Origin of the sequence: Niallia sp. HCP3S3_B10 (genome assembly GCF_052064465.1) — a bacterium.
GTDB classification, from domain to species: domain Bacteria; phylum Bacillota; class Bacilli; order Bacillales; family Cytobacillaceae; genus Niallia; species Niallia hominis.
On sequence record NZ_JBQHVO010000082.1, the window covers coordinates 1 to 19,085 of the forward strand.

Sequence of the window (19,085 nt, forward strand, 5' to 3'; positions counted from 1 at the left end):
ATCTTTGAAAAAAGCGGAACTATAACATATTTGGGATTTGTTATTTTTGAAAAAAAGCGGAACTATAACATATTTGGGATAGTGTTATCTTCGAAAAAAACAGAACTATAACATATTTGGGATAGTGTTATCTTCGAAAAAAACAGAACTATAACATATTTGGGATAGTGTTATCTTTGAGATAAGCAGAACTATAACATATTTGGGATAGTGTTATCTTTGAGATAAGCAGAACTATAACATATTTGGGATAGGCTTTAGAAAGTAGAAGATTTTATCAATTAGAATATTCTGAAATATAACAGTTGATAATCTTTTGTTATATTTCACTTTCTTTTCTCTGAAAATAATGTCATAATTTGTTTAAGATTACATACTTGTTAGTAGGTGATAGTTTGATAGAAACAAAGCAAGTTGAATTTAAAGTAAATGATCTAATCATCCAGTCTAATGATTTAATAGAGGCTTATTATGATAATGAATTAACCACTTTAGAGCATAAGTTTATTCGATATGTTGCTAGTAAAATTAAGAAAAATGATTCCCAATTTCCAGACTACACAATTACTGTTAAAGAATTTGCAGAAGTCATGAATGTTAAAGGAAATAATTATCATAGTCAGGTAAAAGAGTTAGCTGATGATCTAACAAGAAAAAGAATAAAGATTCGCTCGTCTAATGATAAAATGGGATGGTTTCCATGGTTTAGCGCTATTATATATGATAATGGTACTGTTCATGTTTCTTTTAATCCAATAATTAAAGATTATTTAATTAGCTTAGACAGTAGATTTACAGGATATTCATTTGATGATATAAAAAAATTAAAAAGTGGATATACAGTGAGAGTTTATGAACTGTTAAAACAGTATGAGAAAATTGGAAAAAGAACAATAGAGCTAGATGAACTTAAAAGGATGATTGGAGTAGGGGATAAGTATCCTGTATACGGGAATTTCAAACAACGAATATTAAATGTTGCCAAAAAAGAATTAGAAGCAACAGGAGAATTATACTTTTCTTTTAAAGAAGTCAAACAAGGTAGAAAAACAGTAGCAATAGATTTTAATATTCATAAAAAAAGTCCTAAACAACAGACTCCTCTTTCAAAAGAAGCACAAGAATTTATTGAATCAGTAAAGAAATCTCTATATATTCATGGTATCGATATTTCTGATAAGAAAATTCTATCCTGGAAAAAGTATGGAATAGAATTAATTTTAGAAGTTTTGGAAGAAATAAAGCATAGAGACATTGAAAATTATGAGAATTACATATCAAAAGTGTTAAAAAGTAAGTATGAAAATAAAGATGTTGATCCTGATATAGGAAAAGAGGAAAATACTAGCAAAGAAATAATAGATGATATAAATGAAATAGATGAATCTCTATTAAATCTTGCTCGTCAAAACATCGTTGCAAAATATGCGCCTGGTAAGGAATTAATTCCAGATTATTTTCTAGAAAAAGAAGTAATTCCATTTTTCATGAAGTTCATGAACGTTAGTGAAAAAGTTGCAAGTGAATTATGGGAAAAATATAAAACAATTATTATGTATCAAATTAAAACCAAAAAAGATGAACAATTACAGAAACGATATAATAGATAACATAACAAAAAATAACTCAATGGGACTACCCCAAATATGAAGGTAAATCAAAGTTACCTAATATTTGGAGTAGTCTTTTTTGCGAAGGAGACTGAATAATGAAGAAGGAAAGAATACATTCAATTGATATTATAAGAGGATTTGCAATCTTAGGCATAGCTTTTGCAAATATATTACCACTAAGTGGTCCTCATTTATATGAATCCTCTCCAAGTAGTATTTGGATGGATGCTATTGATAAACTAGTAGAATCGATTTTATTTATCTTCGCTGAAGGTAATTTTTATTCCCTCTTCTCTATCCTTTTTGGTTTTAGCGCAATTATTTTTATGGAGAACGCAGAAGTCAAAGGATATAATCCTTACTATTTATTCTCAAAGAGATTATGGATACTGTTTGCAATTGGATTTTTACATGCCTTTTTCATTTTTTATGGAGATATACTCATGATATACGCAGTAATCGGTTTGTTCTTACTTCCTGTATATAAAGTTCCTGGTCGTGTTATGATGCTGCTGATTGGTATATTTATGATTCCAATGTTGTTTGAATTAATTAAGATACTGTTATTTGATTATCAAATTGCAGCTGTTGATTATAACGTATTACAAAATGTGATTATTAATTATCAAACAGGGGGAAGAATTGCATTATTACAAAATACTGTTGATTGGTTAACGATTTACTCTATAGAAAATCTTCCATCTTTGTTCTGCAGTATTTATCCAATGTTTTTGTTAGGGATGATATTAGGAAAAAATAAAGCATTGATTACTAATATTAAGGGAATCCACAAATTAATGTGGGTGATAAGTGGTAGTATTGGTATTGCAATAAAAACATTAGCAATAATATATTCTGACTCCTACTTTTTAATAAGACTTTCCGAAATTTTTGGTAATATAAGCATGTCCATATTTTATGGTTTATCTATTCTGTTATTACTAAAAAAAACAGGAAAGCATTTCAAATTAATTGCTAATATAGGAAAAACATCTATGAGTAATTATTTATTCCAAACAACATGTTGTTTTTTCATGTTTAAAGTATTTAAGTTATATGCACAAGTTTCACCTGGTCATTTAGTTTTTCTTTCTATAGCTTTAATATTCATACAAATATTATTAAGTAATTGGTGGTTAAAAAAACATAAGCAAGGACCCATTGAATCGGTATGGCGTAAGTTAACTTACTATAAAAGGACTCCTTCCTATAATAGGGTTGATAAGAAATAGATATAATAGTAGAATGAAAATGTAACTATTTTATATTTTTAACATTTTAGCAGCCTTTTATTGGCTAGCAGTTTCGATATTAAACGCAGCGTCCTTTGGGATGATTTATTGAGTATTACACTTTTTGTGTAATTCATTAAACCATCTCTCAGGGCGCTTTTTTGCGTTTTATATAAATAATATATTGAGAGGATGAAGAAAAATGATGAAAGAAACAATTAGTAAGGGACCAGTTTTTCAAGGAAATGTATTTGAGGAAAGTAAAAGAAAAGCAGAAAAAATTATTGCTAGTAAACCAATCTTACATTCTCGTCATAGTATCGAGATTATTTTGCCAGATGGGGAACGAAGAATATTTAAAGCTAAGTCAGTGTCTAAAGAAAATGCCTTTAATGAATTTTTAGTTTTTATTGAGTGTTTAGAGCAAGGAATTAACTCAAAAGTAATGTGGAGGTATAAAGGCGATAAGGTTTATCATTTTAGTACACTTATCAACGAAAAACCTTCTACAATTAAACGCTTAAAAAAAGCAATAATGGGATATTTTTTTGATATTGAATAAATATCTATGAGGGCATTTACATTTAAATAAGAGAGGTAGATTTATAATGAGTAGATATAACGACGCAAAGGAATATATAAATTTTTTCGGGGAGAATGATACTAGTTTTCCACATTTATTGGCTATTATTGTGGGTGAAAACGTATGTGACTCAACAATCGATATTTTAGGTGAGTTAGGTTTGAGTGGGATTTCTCAATTATCTGAAGAAGAACTATTGAATTTAGAAGGAATAACCACTGAAACCTTATTTAGAATAAAAGCATTAAATGGAATTTTAAATATGGTACCAAAATTTGATTGGCAATCAGAATTTAAAATATCTACCAAATTTGATGTAGTTGAATATGTGAGAGACATTCGTTATAAGCAGGATTCACAACTAGATCTTTTATTTTTAAATAAGAATAATGTGGTAATAGGCAGACAAAATATTATTAAAGGGACTAGAACACTCAATAAGGACTTAGTTCATTTGGCTTTTCGACAAGCCATTAAAAGAAACGCTTCGAAGATCGTAGTCTGTAGTAATGAACCTGCAGGTTATGCAGTTTTAAAAGATGAAGACTATTCTTTATTCGACTATTTTGTATCCATATCCAATCTTGTGAATATTGAGGTAATTGATCATATTATTTTGGGTAAAAAAATGTGCGTTTCAGTTGCGGAAGGAATTTCGAAACAATCCAAAGGAGAGTTAGCATGAAAAACCAATGTAACCTAATCGGCCGTTTGAGTAGAGATCCATATTTAGCTGGTACAGAGGAAAATCCAGTCTGTTTTATGACACTTGCTGTAAATCGAAATTATAGAAATCAGCATGGAGAAAGAGAGGCAGACTTTATTCCAATTAAAGCATTTAAAGAGAAAAAGTTAGCTACCACTTGTCATAATAATTTACAAAAAGGTAGTTTAATTGCTGTTACAGCACGTTTGCAAGCAAAATTTAAGGATAATAAAACAGAAATTGAAATCATTGCAGAAGATATAGTCTTTTTAGAGTCAGGTAAAAGGAGACTGAAGACTGAGGATGATGGAGAGAATAATCACAAATATTCATATGAGGAGAATTATCATCAAGAGGATATAATGCCTTGGGAAAGATAATATTGAGTAAACGTTCATTCTAATAGAATGGGCGTTTTTTCATGATTAAAAATAGGAGGAAATAACATGTCTCATATAGGTAACAAACTAAAAGCAGGTTTTTTTGCAACACCTGAAATACAAGGTGAATATATCATTAAATTACTAAATGTCGAAGGTAGTGGTGTTTGGTTTGATCCCACTTGCGGAGAGGGAGAGATTCTAAATCAACTTGCAGCTGCCTTTAATAATGAAGAGACTATTATTAATACTTATGGAGTCGAACTTGATAGAAGACGTGCAGAACGCGCTTCAAAGCTTTTGAATCATTGTATAAATGCCCCTATAGAATCTATGGTAATACAAAATGAAGCTGTGTCATTCTTATTTCTTAATCCACCATATGATTTTGCGTGCGCCTTGTTCTTAGCCTAATCTGAGCGGAAACGTTCAATAAAAGCTAAGGAATCTAGGTTACTAGATTTAACGTTGTTTATGAATTTTGTAGGGGAAGTTCCTACTCTGGACTAAATGTTGGTAGTCCTGCCCTGATACTCCGACATGCATCAAAAATTTACCGTTTAGATGTATGAAGCTCGGTGAAGTCGGCGAAAAACTAACCTGTGATGGTTATGAAGTAGTCGGGGGGCTATAAAATTGCTATGCTGACGACCCGCAATCGCGGTAAAAGGAATCTCTTTAATGTACGGTTCGTGACGTAGGGTGTACCAAATAAGAAGGTACATTGCTCCAAAGGGGCTTCAATCGTGGATAAAGTAATGTGAAATGCTTTATCGATGTGTTTCCAATAAGGATACACGCTTCAAATCCACCAACAGAGGGTGAAGAAGTGGTTGACGGATCATAGAGAGACAGCTAAGGCGATATGAAAAGCTAATAAACAATGAACATGGGAATCTCAACAGGTGATGGTAAGAAGGGTAAACTTCAATGCACCTAATCAATAGGAAATGATTGATGAAGTTGAGAGGCAGCAGCCCGTAGTAATGATGAAGCAGAGTAATGTCTGTGGAGTGAAGGGGCATAGTCACAATGATTTGTATGTATTTACAGACAAATGTTGAGGAAGCCGTTGTGCAAACCTGACTAAAGCCATTAAAAGGCAATATCTCCGAAAGGGGTGATGCCAGTGGTCCAAAAATTCAACTATCCTAAATCTGAAAGAGAATTCCGTAAGCTTCAAGACGAGTTCTACTCAATTTCAAAAGATGCAATAGCAAATGGAAATAAACCCTCCTTTAAAGGATTGCTAGAAATTATCGGCAGTGAAGTTGTTATACTCAGCGCCATTCATAAGATTAAAGCCAACAAGGGTAGTAATACTCCTGGTTCGGATGGCAAAACAATGAAGGATGATTTTCTCCAAAAACCAGCCGACAAAGTTATTAAAGAAGTACAAAATACCTTCAATAACTACAAGGCTGAAAGTATCAGATGAGTCTTTATCCCAAAGCCCGGTAAGAAAGAGAAACGCCCCCTTGGTATTCCGACCATTAAGGACAGAATCATCCAAGAATGCGTTCGCTCTGTTATCGAGCCTATCCTAGAAGCACAATTCTTTGCTCACTCATATGGGTTCCGCCCACAAAGGGACACTCACATGGCACTTGAAAGAACAAAGGATTTGGTTCACAAAACTCAATACTCATGGATTATCGAAGGTGACATTAGTAAATTCTTTGATAACGTAAATCATTCCATTCTTCTTAGAAAGCTATGGAATATGGGAATACGAGACAGAAGAATTCTTATGATAATTAAACAAATGCTTAAAGCAGGAATAATGGAAGAAACAATCCATAATGATATTGGCACTCCACAAGGAGGAATCATATCCCCACTGCTAGCAAATGTTTACCTTCATAAATTTGACGAATGGGTTACAAGGGAATGGGAACAGAAGAAAACGCAACACAGATACTCAGCAAATAACAACATGTACAAAGCTCTCAGGAAATCGAGCAGACTAAAACCTGCTTATCTAGTCCGATATGCAGACGACTGGATTTTGATCACCGACACAAAGAGCAACGCTGAAAAATGGAGAAAAAGAATTAAATCATACCTTCAGACAAACCTGAAACTCAGCCTGTCAGAAGAAAAGACCTCAATTACGAATGTTAGGAAAAAATCCATTAAATTTGTGGGTTTCAACTTTAAAGTAATCAGGGGTTCCTCACCTACAGGATGGATTTCAAGAACTTCAGTAGACAACGAAAAACTGTTAGGTAAGTTTGAAACAATTCGGAAAGACATTAGAAGGCTAAGAAAACTTCCGCGCAAAGAGGATGTTATTCATGGAATCAATCTTATTAACCTCAAGATTAGGGGATTGATTCAATACTACCAGCCAGCTAATACGGTTTATCTCTCAATGCACAAAACCGGAAAAGGAATCTTACAACTAGCACAGAGAACTTTTATTAACTTGCGTATGGATTATAAGTGGGTACCAGCTGATAAAACTGATAATTTACTATCTGTTCATTCACAGTACAAAACTCAAATCCCGGCAATTGAATACAGGGGACTTCAAATAGGAGTCACTTCTCCGATGTTCGCAAAATGGACAATGCCACCGCTGAAAAATCAGCTGGAAACTCCATATTCCGAACAAGGACGTGAACTCAATCGTAAGAGAAGTAAAAAGAAGTCACCACTTGCTAGGGCAGACGACATTCTCAGTATCAATCAGTCTGAACTGATCTCCTGGAAGTTCAAAGATACGAAGTACAACTTTGAATTTTATCTAAACCGGGCTTATGCATTTAACCGTGATAAGGGCAAATGTAGAATTTGCGGGAACGATATCACAAGTCCTGCCGATGTTCACACTCACCATGTAAGACCTTATTTACCAATAGACTCGGTTAATAAAGTCGAACACTTGGCTACTGTACATCCAATTTGCCATGAACGGATACACGATGGAGTAGAATACTCAACCCTAGGAACAAAACAATGGAAGAAAATAAAAGATTTTAGAGAAAAGTTGTCTAGTAAATAACATACTGTTGTGATGGAACGCCGTATGCGATGAAAGTCGCACGTACGGTGTGAAGCGGGGGAAAAGGGAGTCCTAACGATAAACGTCAGTTTAGTCGAGGACTGCCCTTACCTATCGCTATATTAAAGGGGATGGATGATTCTTCAGCCAAAAGAAAAGAATGGGTTGAATTAGAAAGGAATTATAGATATCTAAAAGAGAATGGAATATTGATATATATTATTCCTTCATATCGTTTTGCAGATCAAAAAATTTCTAGGTTTTTAGCAACTAACTTTAATGAAGTTGGCATTATGCGATTTTCAAAAGAGGATTATGAAGACTATAAACAGTGTATTTTTATTGGAAGAAAAAAGGCAGGAAAATATAAAGGAATTAATGAAAAATTATATGATTTTTTATTAAGAATGGATTCCGAGGAATTTATTTTAAAGAATGTAAATACGATTGATCAGATTGTAACTAGAGAATTTAAATGGAATGTACCAAGCGGTTATAAAAACTTATCTACATTTTATACAAAATTGGCAAATAAAGACGATTTTGTTGAAAGTATTAGAGAGAGTAAAGGATTCGAAGCTTTTATGAATAGAACCAAGCCACGCCAATTAAGTATAGGTGGAGAACCTATTCTGCCGCTTAATCAAGGGCAATTGTCTTTATTATTAGCAAGCGGAGCGATTAATGGTGAGCTAGGTGAAGGCGAAAATTATCATTTAGTACAAGGTCTTGAATCCGTTTCTAAAATTGTGGATGAAGAGGTAAAACATCACGACAATGGCAGCAAGACTGTAATAACTAAAACCAGAACAAAGAGGGATGTATCTGTAAAGATAATAACTCCAAATGGGATGATAAAAAAATTAGTGTGACGGTGATTGATATGATAAAAATTTTAGAATTATTCGGAGGTATTGGGGCCCCAAGAAAAGCTTTATTAAATCTGGGGGTTGATCATAAAGCTATAGATTATGTAGAGATAAAAGAAAATAGAGTACGTGCTTATAATGCTCTATATGACCATGATCATAAACCACATTCCGTTGTTGGATGGAATCTGAAGCCGGATATCCTTATCCACGGATCTCCCTGCCAAGATTTTTCAAGGTCAGGATATAGAAAATTGATGTTTTAAATGCTGTTGACTTTGGTATTCCACAGCAAAGAGAAAGAGTGTTTTGTATATCCATTTTTGGAAAAGAGGCATTTGACTTCAATAAATTAGAAAGAACCCCAATGCGTCATATTAGTGGATTCTTAGAGAATAAAGTAACTGGCTCTCAGTATTTGGTTAATGTTCCAAGTATGTTGAGTAGAATAGAAGAATTTAACCCAGTTAAGGAAACGGATAAGTATAAACGTAGATTATCCGTAATAGAAGATTATTGTTGGACTATAACAGAAAGACAAGATCGATGTCCTAACGCTGGAATTATTAGATTAAAAGATAAAGTGGGATATAGATATCTAACTGAAAGAGAAGTATGGAGATTAATGGGTTTTGATGATAGGGATTTTGAATTAATCTTGGAATAATTCCCTTCTAGAAAGGGTTGTAGAAATGCTACTCTTTACGAACTAGCAGGAAATAGTATAGTCGTCCCAATTTTAGAAGCAATTTTTAAAGTTATTCTAAAAGAGGATTTTGCAGAAGATTTACTAACAAATACAAAAGGGCAATTAGAGTTGATTATTTAAAAATATAAAATGGAAAAAACGGATTAGATATAATATTCTAATCCGTTTTTTAGGAGGATATAAACATGAACTCACAATTAAGTATTTTTGAACTTAACAATAAGAAAGTTAAAGAAATAAGAACAGAAAAGCAAATTGATAAAAATGTTGCATATGACGTTGGAGTCTTTATTACTGGTTCTAGAAAAGAATTAGATAAAATAAAAAGAAGATTTCAGGAAAATCATTCTGAGAAGGAGTTAGAAAAAATAGAAAAGCTTAATCCGCTTCTTTCAGAGGAATTAATAACCAAAAGAGAATTAACAAAATCTTTTTCTCTGAAGCTTGAGCAGAAAAATGGTGTAGAACCAGGAGTTGCTAAATTGAAGCAATTAATTATTAATAGAATAGATAAGGTACCCGCTGTTCAAACAAAAGAAGGAAGAAGAGACTTTATGGTAGCAATCCAAAGTTTCTTGGAACTTATCAATAAAGTGAAAAAGTGGGATGATGTTTCAGACTTTATTGTTGGTTTCTCTAAAACACTTATATTAGAAAGAAATAAAGAATCAGACACAAATTTCTTTATTTTAGGGAAAAGCTTTTTGAAATTTTTTCTAAGGGCAGGATATAAATCATCTATTAATACAGCATCAAAAATAAATACATGGGAAGATATCTTTGAAAAAAAGGAAAATGGTGTAAAAGGTGCGAAAAAGAAAAATAGTAAATGGGAAAGAGTATTACCAGAAAGACCAGATAGAAGAGGTGGGAAACCAAGCCCTGTAAAAAAACCAGAAGATTTGGTGGAGTTGTTTGGATTTCGAGGAGTGCAATTTGGCCATTATATGGATGATGAAAAAGGCATGGAGCATTTAGTTCGAGCTTCAGAAGGAATTTTGGATTTAGCTGATGTACTTGAAATTGATGTTACTTCCTTGTCTTTAGATGGAACACTTGGACTAGCATTTGGAGCAAGAGGAAGAGGCGGTAATGCATTGGGTACTTATGAGGCTCTATCAAGAGTTATTAATATGACAAAAAATAAAGGGTGTTTAGGAATTCTTGCTCATGAGCTATTTCATAGCATAGACCACTACATTTACATTAAGAGTCATCAAAATACCAGTAGTAAAGGATTTGGGACAGAATACAAAACATTAGGTGAACAAATTCCTTCACAAATAAAAAATGCACTTGAATATTTATATGAAACTTTAACAAACGGCCGCGGAACTGCTTATTTTATAAACACTAACAAGCCAGACGTATCTTATAGAGGCGTTGCTTTAAAAAGAGATTATGAACGTTTTAATGGAGATATAGCATTAGCTATTAAAAATGAATTTACTAATGAACAAGAAAATAGAAATAGAAAACTTAATTTTTCACAGTATTATGGAGCATCTGAAATTGCACTGAAGAAAGAAAAAGAAAAACTCGAAAGAAAGGCGAAAAGAGATATCAAAAAATATGCGATGGCTATGGCATGGTATCATGAAAATCTAACTGGAGAAAGAGTTGAAAGAATACCTTATCCAACAGATAAATCTCAATTTTACCTTAATGCAATCGAGTTAGACAACGGAAATGAATCTAAATACTGGAGTAAAATTATTGAATTGGCTGCTAGGGCGTTCGAAGCATATATTGCTGATAAATTTTTAGCAACAAATAGATGTAATGACTATCTTGTATATGGTACTTCAGATGCGATTGCTTTTCCCCAAGGAAAAGAGCGCGAAAAAATAAATAAAGCTTGGGATATTTTATTTGATGCACTGAAGATCAATGACATATTATAAATAAAAAGGCTATGTTAAATAATAATGTTGATTTGAGACCTTTATGCGTAAAGGTCTTTTTTTGTCATTACCACGCAGATAGCCTTGTTCTTGTATCGTTTTCATCGGTAATATATTCAACATTTTTAAATCCACATTCTGTTGCTTTCTTGTATAGTAATTCGATTGTTTCCTTGTTTTTGCAATAGATGGTGACATAACAGCTATCGACCACTAATAAAACAAGCTCACATTGGCTCTTAATAAAATCTTCATAGGTCTCAATATCAGAAAAATCATCTTTTGGATATGCTTGTAAGTCAGCGAAAATAATATAATACTTATTGTTTTCTAATAGTTTTTTGAGTTCTGCACCTTCAATTGCTTTTTTATCTTCTGAGAAAAGCTCTTCATCTAATTCATCATCAACTACTATATATGACTCACTGGTACCAATTCGCCAACTGAAAACAGTTGTGTCAATTGGCTTTAGCAATTCTCCAAGAAAGGTTCCATATTCATTTGGAATTTCAAAGCTAATTCCTCTCTTCATAAAAAACAACTCCCCCCAGATAACCCAGGATATCTAACTCAAAAGATATCTTGGGTTTCTTTTGTTTATATAAAAATTACTGTAAACTTCTTTATACTCTAACTTTAGACCCTAACATTTTATATATACTTTGTATATACTTAATAATAATAGTCTTATTTAGAAAGATGGTAAAATGACAACCAATACAAATGTATTCCGAGAATGGATATATATGTAGTTTCTAATGTCCTTTAAAGTTGCAGTTGTTTTCTTCCTCAAAATGGTTATAATATAGGTAATATGTCATTATCGTTACAAAAAGAATACTAAATTTAAGTTGAAATTCTCTGTATACCGGCACTTTTTTACTTAATATCTAAAGTGTAATAACAGCTAAGTAAACGTTGGTTTAGTTAGCTTTTTTTTTGGGAAATATTATGATTTATTGAGAAATATTTTGTGGGTTTCAATACATATTAATAAATATAAATTAAAATAAATTGAAGATGCTATGAGAATGAGGGAGATTAAGATGGAAAATTACTTATTAAAACGGATAGGTTTTACATCTGAAGATAATTATGTGATTTTATATTCTTTATCAAAGGAAAATTTTACGAATAGTAATAAAAATATAAAATCAAGTGTATTAATTTCTATAATTCAAGAGAAACCAAAGAATAGAAGTAAAAAAGTTAAAGAAGTAAAATTGTCAATTACTAAAGAACAAGCTGAGAATTTATTGAAAATTCATGAGGAAAATGAGTTAGTAAAGGAGATAAATTCTATTATAACGCAATGATATTTATCGTTCGATAGAACCTGATTCTATTGAATAAACTAGAAAAGTATGTTTTAATAAAATCAATATTAAATACAAAGGGAAAAACCCTATGAAAAGGCCGAATTTCGATTTGGTATTTTGTCATAAGGTTTTTCCCTTTTTGTTTAATACACAAACAAATATATATTTAAAAATTTGTATGATAAAATAAAAAACCCACCTAGATACAATTAAACTATCAGGCGCTAAACTGATAGTAGTTTAATTGAGTGAAAGCGGGAGTTTTCTAAACTTATATTCTTAAAAATATTTTAACATAAATATATGTTTTAGCAAGTGAAACTCCTTCTTTAATTTGTTTACTTGGGTTTACTTAGGAGGAACAATTGTGGAAGAAGAGTATTATAATTTAAAAGGTAAAAAGGATAAACTAAAGTATTTTCGATTAAAAGATACAGGTATGTTTACTCAAAGAAGTAAATTGATAAACATAGAGGATACCCAAGAATATAAAACCTATTTTTACCCAGAGCAAGATAAATTGATCTTTGAGGAAAATCAAGTTAGAAAGTTTAATTTAGACGAGCATGGAGAGTCCATTCCTGCGATTGATGGTGAGCTTACTATTTTTAATAACTATTTTTTTGACTTTTGGGGATTTTATTTGGGAGACGCCACTCGATTGTATGCATATTTAAAAAGACATGCTTATGGGGAAAAAGACTATGTGTACCCCAATTTTGAATTGATTTCAGAGAAAATGGATAAATCAAGAAAAACATTACATACCTATTTAGATATACTAGAGCATTACGGCTTTGTCTATAAGTTTAATGTAATAAATGAGTCTCGGAATAATATGGAAGAGAGTCCTATTTTTAAAGTGAGGAAACAAACTCCTTTACTATCTAAAAAGCTAATAGAGGGAGATATTAATCTAATTATCCCTGAAAACGTACCTGCTCATGTAAAGAAAATGCTAAAAAAAGAGCGTGAAGGATTACCTCCTAGATTACGTAAAGAGCACGAAGTTTTTACCAAGAAGCATTTAAAAAACAAAGCGGATATCCTTCCAGAACAATTAGATTATGAGGAGATTTACAATAAATACTTACAATATAAAGATATACTTAAAAGTATTCATAAAAAAGATAATAGTGAAGAAGTTGACTCAACTATTACCTATTCTGAAACAGAGGTACATTTAAAAAAGAATATGACACAAGATGAAAAACTGCTTTTAGCTGTTGTTCTAGAATCTGCACAAGCAAATATTTCTAAACCCTCTTATGATACATGGTTTAAAGATATCCTAATAAAAGTTCAAAATAATATTTTAACTATTTATGCACCGAACGAATTTGCTATGGATTGGTTAGAAGAAAGATATAAAGATAATATATTAGAATGGGTGAATAAAGCAGGTAGTTGGATCAGAGATATAAATTTCTCCCATTATGAATTTTATAAGCAAGTTTAATTAATAATATTAGAGCACTAACTGTAATGATTTTGGAATGCAGAGTTCTCCCTATGGCGGTTTCTCAATAAGGTAACTTATCTAATTAATGGTAAGTGTCAAACTCCTCCCACATATTCAAATAGAAGAATCTTTGAGATAATCTCTTCAAATAAATATTGGAGGAGGTTTTTTCATGACTAAAAAACCCAATTTAGAATTACGCAAAGAATGGGAACAGAGAATTTCTGACTACAAAGCGAGTGGTCAATGCCGAGCTAAATGGTGTGAGGACAATGGGGTTAGTTATCATCAATTTGGATACTGGAAGAGAAGGCTTAAAGATCAAAGTACCGAGAAAACAAACAATTCTTGGGTTCCAGTAATCATAGAGGAACCTACAACAGCGCAATGTGAATCTTTACTAATCAAGGTTGGCTCTGTTTCCATAGAAGTGACTTCAGGCTTTAATTCAACACTTCTCGCAGAAGTGATAAAGGTACTGAAAGAGCATGTTGAATGAAGTGACTGTTGATCGTGTCTTTCTAGCAAAAGGAAGTACGGATATGAGAAAATCGATTGATGGATTGGCTGTCCTTGTTCAAGAAGTTTTTGAGCTAGATCCTTTTTCTCCTAATCTATTTGTATTTTGTAATAGAAAGAGAGATAAGATGAAAATTTTATTTTGGGACAAAAATGGTTTTTGGCTCTATTACCGTCGTCTAGAAAAAGGCCAATTCCAATGGCCATCTGATGACCAAAACGCAACTCCTCTAAAAATAACTCGACAACAATTACGCTGGTTATTAGATGGACTATCACTAGAACAAAAGCATGCCCATCTCGAGGTGATGGTTAGAACCATCATATAATAGAATACTTCTATTTAGTGAGAGACAATTCATCGGTATTTTCGTATAATAGAACCTATGAAAAAGAAAACAAAACACTCAACCCCAACTCCTACAATTGAAGAACTTCTCGAGCGCGTTCAACTTCTTGAAAAACAAAACGCAGAGCTAGAGGCGAAGTTAGAAAAGGAAAAATCTGAATCGGAAGCCAAGATTAATTGGTTAAAAGAGCAGCTTCGCCTTTATCAATCTAAGCGTTTTGGTGCTTCCAGCGAAAGAACCCTTACGGGTCAACTGGAATTAGCTCTTTTTAATGAAGCGGAAAAGGAAGCAAACCTCGAATTACCAGAACCTACAGTAGAAACCATTACCTACCACTCTCGGAAGAAACGTGGTCACCGTCAATTGATGGTAGAAAACCTGCCTGTGGAAACGATTGAATATCGTTTATCCGAAGAAGAACAGGTGTGTTCATGTTGCAATGAGAATTTACATGAAATGAGCACAGAAGTCCGTCAGGAATTAAAATATATTCCTGCTGAAGTGAAAGTAGTGAAGCATGTTCGCTATGTGTATTCCTGTCGTCATTGCGAACAGGAAGCGGTGGAAACTCCCATCCAAACGGCGCCAATGCCCAAACCAGTAATATCAGGTAGCCTAGCTTCTCCATCTATTTTGTCACATATCATGAGTCAAAAATATGTAGAAGGACTCCCTTTATATCGCCAGGAGAAGCAATTTCACCGAATGGGACTAGCTTTATCTCGCCAAACAATGGCTAACTGGATGATATATGGTGCGGATCGATGGTTGACGCCATTATATGATCGAATGCATCAGCTTCTATTAAAGCTAGATATTCTGCATGCGGATGAGACTACCCTGCAGGTACTTAGTGAACCTGGACGTCCAGCTACTTCCAACTCCTATCTATGGTAGTACAGGACAGGAATAGAAGGACCATCGATTGTTCTCTATGATTATCAAGAAACACGTGCCGGTGAGAATCCAAAGAAATTCCTTAATGGATATAAGGGATATTTACAGGTTGATGGGTATGCTGGTTATCAAAAAGTAGAGAATGTCACACTTGTGGGCTGTTGGTCCCATGCGAGGAGAGCATTCTCTGACGTTCTGAAGGCATTGCCAGCAGGTAGCATAAAACCGGTAACGGCAACCGAAGGTCTTCAATTCTGTAATCAGCTTTTCGCCATTGAGAGAAAAGTAAAAGAATTAGACCCGAAGGAACGTTTTGAACAACGTCTTAAACAAAGCAAACCAGTACTAGACGCTTTTTTGTCATGGCTAAAAATACAAGAACAAAAAGTACTCCCTAAAAGTGGAATGGGCAAGGCGGTGACATACTGCCTCAATCAATGGGATAAACTAATAGCCTTTTTGGAGGATGGTCGATTAGAAATCGATAATAATCGAAGTGAACGGTCGATCAAGTCAGTAGTGATCGGAAGAAAGGCATGGCTGTTCATTCAGTAATACACCGCAAGGTGCTAGAGCCAGTGCCATCCATCATATACAGTATGGTGGAGACAGCAATCGCAAATGGATTAAATCCATATTACTATCTTCGCTATCTATTTGAGCAGCTTCCCAATATGAATTTGACAGATATGGATGCCTTAGACCGAATGCTTCCTTGGTCAACAACTTTACCAGTTTCTCGTATCTCTTTTAAAAAGTTATCTAAATAATAACTTAGGTCCCATCTAATTAATAGGTGGGGCCTATTTGACGCTTACATATAAAGTATCCAATAAACAATTAAGTTTAATGTGAGCCTCTTCATTGTAAAAACAACGATATAAATGGTCAAAGTGTTGAATCTTAATTGATGAAAACTGTTTTAAATTATTTTATAAAAACTGTTTAATTCTACTTGACGGTTACAAATGGGTAATAAGGTATCATGGTTCACAGGAATGTGGGCAGCATGGGCAACTTTTTCAGCTGAATGACAGCTGGTAGAAAAGGCTATTTTACGCAAAATAGTATCTGTTCTTTTCGTACGGCGACAATTAGTGGAAAGCCAATCAAATCGTTCGGTAAAAATACTTCTTTGACAATCCTTATTATCACAAAACCATTTATGGGAGAGAAGTAGAAGTTGGACAGGATGATCATTTATCGGTAAATCTTGTACTTTTCGAGAATATCGGCTATGCGGTCTTGAGCTTACTATTCGACAGCAAGGACAGGATGCACAAATCCGTTTACTTTTAATTGTAAGGATCAATGAATTATCTAGACTAGAAACGTGGATGAGTTCCAAATCAGAGCTTGGTGATGACCAAGAGACATAAGTTCATTCCGCCTTTAGATATTATACTAATCTAATATCCAAAATCCTTGGTCACCAAACCTCCGTAAGAACCATTTTTTGCTTGCCAAATACAACCGGTTAAGGAAATCAGCAAGTCGGGTTCTGTGAGGGAGCCTCAAAAGAGGTTATCCCCTATTTTATTTAGCTTACATATAAAAAGAAATTTATACAGATTAATAGTAAGGTATGTAACTCTCATTTATTTTCTGCCAAATTGTAGAGTGTTTGGACATTTGGAAAGAAAAAATGGAATTATTTAGTGTGCAGTGTTCTGGAGATTAGAAGTATATGGCGGTTTACAAGTATTTTTAGGTAGAATCTTTGTATATAGATAAACAATAATAAGGAATAATAATACTGTGAAAAATAAGAAGTATGGAATATTATTATACAGCTTAGTAATAAAATGAATAAAGTTTTCTAAGGTATCTTGCGAACTGCTGGGGCTTGTTGGTATTAATTCTAAATTACCCAGATTTCCTATAAAGTTGTTGAACATATGACAAATAATAGGTATAAATAAATTTTTAGTTTTCATATACAGGATACAAAAAAGTATACTATTTAGAAATAGGCCAATAAAGTCGAAATTTATATGTAATATGGAAAAAATTAATGATGTGAGAATCATAGATTTATATGCTCCCATTTTTTCAGTCCATTTACTAAATAAAAATCCTCTGAAAATAAACTCTTCGATGATTGGGGCAATGATGATTACGGTTATTAGTGAAAGTATTGAGCTCGACGAATTAGTAGAAATATTCTCTGAATTATATACTTTTTGTACCAAATTTTCATTACTAGCCATAAAATAGATATTTATTATAAATAGATTGGATATTGAAAAAATGGTGACTAATAATTGAAGTGTTATGCTAAATAATAGTGACTTATAGGAATTAAATGTCCCAAGTATAGGGCTCATAAGAATATTATTTTTTTTAAAAGTAAGTATTATCCATAAAAAACAGAATAAATAAATGAACAGAATTAGAACAGAATCTAAAAAGCTATTATGATATTGGAATATAGTTTCAAAAATAGTATCAATTAGTTGCCATAGAATAATCAATGAGATAAATAAAATGAAAATTGGTCGTGCTTTTATAGTTTTAAAAAAAATATGAATCACTCTTTTCAATATTAAAGTTAATTGTAAAATAAATCTTGTGAATAAATAATAAATTTTATTAGATGGTAAGTCAATCTCGTATATTCCAATAGTTATTAATTTTCATTAATAGCTTCAATTTAATGAAAATTGTAATTTTATTGGGTACATTATTGTGAGCTTTGTTTCTAACGTGAAAAAATATCCGTAATAAAACAGTTATATATATATTTATGATAGGAAATGGCTGGTTTGACTTTCTTATTTATAAAAGTTTACAGGGAGCAACAATGTAATAAAAACAAGGTCACTTCCTGTAAAAATTTGTTTATTTTACTGCTAACGCCCTCCAAGTATTAACGCCACAAATACCATCTGCAACGAGCCCTTTATTTTGCTGGAATTTAATCAATGCGGATTTAGTTTTTGGGCCCCATATACCATCTATTGTACCAACATTATAACCGAGATTATATAATGCAGCTTGAAGATCTTTTACACGAGCCGATTGGTTTGCTTTACCATCTCCAACCATGTTGGATGATACGTTAGCTGTGAATCTATGATCGTTTACTTTTACATAAGCATCCCCATTTTTATCTCCACCCCATTTACCTACAGATGACGAAAGAAAGTTCGTAAATACAGTGAAGTTATCTGTAACAATTGTTTTTACAACTTCTCCTAATACGGCCTTTAATAACTCACCCCAAAATTTCCCAGGTATATACATTGGAGTAATTGAAGTATTTTCTTCTGAATTTAAATATTTGGTTTGATCTTGGTTGATTCCTATGTTAGTATCAACCTCTTGTAAAATTGTTTTCTGATTTGATTTTTCTTCTAATTTTGAAGCTGAAGCAGAAGTTGAAGCTGAAGCATATGTAGTTCCTAGTGTGCTAAGAAATAATGTACTACTAAGTGCTATTACCCTGAAATATTCATAGCACTTTAAAAGATGCACGTTTTTCTAAAATGCAGGTGAGAGTTTTCTATCTTTTTATAAGATTGAACATTTTCTA

Annotated in this window: 20 protein-coding genes and 1 pseudogene; 17 read left to right on the forward strand and 4 right to left on the reverse strand. The window is 32.6% G+C overall.

What is annotated here, in order from left to right:
* Nucleotides 1–395: 395 nt before the first annotated feature.
* The 12 genes from ACTNDN_RS22730 (at nucleotide 396) to ACTNDN_RS22785 (ending at nucleotide 11,003) form a co-directional block, all read left to right on the forward strand.
* Nucleotides 396–1,610 carry a replication initiation protein gene (locus ACTNDN_RS22730; protein WP_047944159.1) on the forward strand — a complete coding sequence of 405 codons (1,215 nt, stop codon included), beginning with the start codon at nucleotides 396–398 and terminating at the stop codon, nucleotides 1,608–1,610.
* 98 nt (nucleotides 1,611–1,708) lie between these two features.
* Nucleotides 1,709–2,845 (forward strand): DUF418 domain-containing protein, encoded by a 1,137-nt coding sequence (locus ACTNDN_RS22735; RefSeq protein ID WP_441132331.1) that lies wholly within the window; start codon nucleotides 1,709–1,711, stop codon nucleotides 2,843–2,845.
* A gap of 202 nt (nucleotides 2,846–3,047) precedes the next feature.
* Nucleotides 3,048–3,407: a DUF6018 family natural product bioysynthesis protein gene (locus ACTNDN_RS22740; RefSeq protein ID WP_441132333.1), complete on the forward strand. Its 360-nt coding sequence runs from the start codon at nucleotides 3,048–3,050 to the stop codon at nucleotides 3,405–3,407.
* A 46-nt stretch (nucleotides 3,408–3,453) separates the two neighbouring features.
* Nucleotides 3,454–4,113, forward strand: a complete 660-nt coding sequence (locus ACTNDN_RS22745; protein WP_251628110.1) for a JAB domain-containing protein — start codon at nucleotides 3,454–3,456, stop codon at nucleotides 4,111–4,113.
* Nucleotides 4,110–4,514, forward strand: coding sequence for a single-stranded DNA-binding protein (locus ACTNDN_RS22750; RefSeq protein WP_441132334.1), 405 nt, complete (start codon nucleotides 4,110–4,112; stop codon nucleotides 4,512–4,514). Before ACTNDN_RS22745 ends, ACTNDN_RS22750 begins: the two co-directional genes overlap by 4 nt.
* A 66-nt stretch (nucleotides 4,515–4,580) precedes the next feature.
* The gene (locus ACTNDN_RS22755) at nucleotides 4,581–4,928 is read left to right on the forward strand and encodes a DUF6094 domain-containing protein (protein ID WP_441132336.1); all 348 of its coding nucleotides are present in this window, start codon (nucleotides 4,581–4,583) and stop codon (nucleotides 4,926–4,928) included.
* A gap of 715 nt (nucleotides 4,929–5,643) precedes the next feature.
* Nucleotides 5,644–5,952 (forward strand): hypothetical protein, encoded by a 309-nt coding sequence (locus tag ACTNDN_RS22760; protein ID WP_441132337.1) that lies wholly within the window; start codon nucleotides 5,644–5,646, stop codon nucleotides 5,950–5,952.
* Nucleotides 5,953–5,958: 6 nt separating this feature from the next.
* The gene (locus tag ACTNDN_RS22765; protein ID WP_441132359.1) at nucleotides 5,959–7,521 is read left to right on the forward strand and encodes a group II intron reverse transcriptase; all 1,563 of its coding nucleotides are present in this window, start codon (nucleotides 5,959–5,961) and stop codon (nucleotides 7,519–7,521) included.
* Nucleotides 7,522–7,652: 131 nt separating this feature from the next.
* Nucleotides 7,653–8,393, forward strand: a complete 741-nt coding sequence (locus ACTNDN_RS22770) for a DUF6094 domain-containing protein (RefSeq protein WP_441132339.1) — start codon at nucleotides 7,653–7,655, stop codon at nucleotides 8,391–8,393.
* 11 nt (nucleotides 8,394–8,404) lie between these two features.
* Nucleotides 8,405–8,656, forward strand: coding sequence for a DNA cytosine methyltransferase (locus ACTNDN_RS22775; protein ID WP_441132340.1), 252 nt, complete (start codon nucleotides 8,405–8,407; stop codon nucleotides 8,654–8,656).
* A 38-nt stretch (nucleotides 8,657–8,694) separates the two neighbouring features.
* Entirely contained in the window at nucleotides 8,695–9,057 is a 363-nt protein-coding gene (locus ACTNDN_RS22780; RefSeq protein WP_441132342.1) for a hypothetical protein, read from the forward strand.
* Between the two features lie 227 nt (nucleotides 9,058–9,284).
* Nucleotides 9,285–11,003, forward strand: coding sequence for an LPD1 domain-containing protein (locus ACTNDN_RS22785; protein WP_441132343.1), 1,719 nt, complete (start codon nucleotides 9,285–9,287; stop codon nucleotides 11,001–11,003).
* Nucleotides 11,004–11,070: 67 nt separating this feature from the next.
* Here ACTNDN_RS22785 and ACTNDN_RS22790 read toward each other — a convergent pair whose 3' ends face one another.
* Nucleotides 11,071–11,535 carry a DUF2691 family protein gene (locus ACTNDN_RS22790; RefSeq protein ID WP_441132344.1) on the reverse strand — a complete coding sequence of 155 codons (465 nt, stop codon included), beginning with the start codon at nucleotides 11,533–11,535 and terminating at the stop codon, nucleotides 11,071–11,073.
* Nucleotides 11,536–12,049: 514 nt separating this feature from the next.
* Between ACTNDN_RS22790 and ACTNDN_RS22795 the strand changes: the two genes are divergently transcribed.
* The 5 genes and pseudogenes from ACTNDN_RS22795 to tnpC all read left to right on the forward strand — a co-directional run bounded on the left by ACTNDN_RS22795 (nucleotide 12,050) and on the right by tnpC (nucleotide 16,320).
* Complete coding sequence (locus ACTNDN_RS22795) at nucleotides 12,050–12,319, forward strand: hypothetical protein (RefSeq protein ID WP_441132346.1); 270 nt, start codon at nucleotides 12,050–12,052, stop codon at nucleotides 12,317–12,319.
* Nucleotides 12,320–12,689: 370 nt separating this feature from the next.
* Nucleotides 12,690–13,781, forward strand: a complete 1,092-nt coding sequence (locus tag ACTNDN_RS22800) for a DnaA N-terminal domain-containing protein (protein ID WP_441132348.1) — start codon at nucleotides 12,690–12,692, stop codon at nucleotides 13,779–13,781.
* Between the two features lie 175 nt (nucleotides 13,782–13,956).
* Nucleotides 13,957–14,283: an IS66 family insertion sequence element accessory protein TnpA gene (gene tnpA, locus ACTNDN_RS22805; protein ID WP_441132350.1), complete on the forward strand. Its 327-nt coding sequence runs from the start codon at nucleotides 13,957–13,959 to the stop codon at nucleotides 14,281–14,283.
* Nucleotides 14,273–14,632, forward strand: coding sequence for an IS66 family insertion sequence element accessory protein TnpB (gene tnpB, locus ACTNDN_RS22810; protein ID WP_441132352.1), 360 nt, complete (start codon nucleotides 14,273–14,275; stop codon nucleotides 14,630–14,632). The genes tnpA and tnpB overlap by 11 nt, the downstream gene beginning before the upstream one ends.
* A gap of 57 nt (nucleotides 14,633–14,689) precedes the next feature.
* Nucleotides 14,690–16,320: pseudogene (gene tnpC, locus ACTNDN_RS22815) on the forward strand (IS66 family transposase).
* A gap of 152 nt (nucleotides 16,321–16,472) precedes the next feature.
* On the opposite strand, the gene ACTNDN_RS22820 reads toward tnpC, so the two are convergent.
* The 3 genes from ACTNDN_RS22820 to ACTNDN_RS22830 all read right to left on the reverse strand — a co-directional run bounded on the left by ACTNDN_RS22820 (nucleotide 16,473) and on the right by ACTNDN_RS22830 (nucleotide 19,027).
* On the reverse strand, nucleotides 16,473–16,898 hold the full coding sequence (locus ACTNDN_RS22820) for a transposase family protein (RefSeq protein ID WP_441132354.1): 426 nt from the start codon (nucleotides 16,896–16,898) through the stop codon (nucleotides 16,473–16,475).
* A 307-nt stretch (nucleotides 16,899–17,205) separates the two neighbouring features.
* Nucleotides 17,206–17,877: a lysostaphin resistance A-like protein gene (locus tag ACTNDN_RS22825; RefSeq protein WP_441132355.1), complete on the reverse strand. Its 672-nt coding sequence runs from the start codon at nucleotides 17,875–17,877 to the stop codon at nucleotides 17,206–17,208.
* Nucleotides 17,878–18,391: 514 nt separating this feature from the next.
* Nucleotides 18,392–19,027, reverse strand: coding sequence for a peptidoglycan-binding domain-containing protein (locus ACTNDN_RS22830; RefSeq protein ID WP_441132357.1), 636 nt, complete (start codon nucleotides 19,025–19,027; stop codon nucleotides 18,392–18,394).
* Nucleotides 19,028–19,085 lie beyond the last annotated feature (58 nt).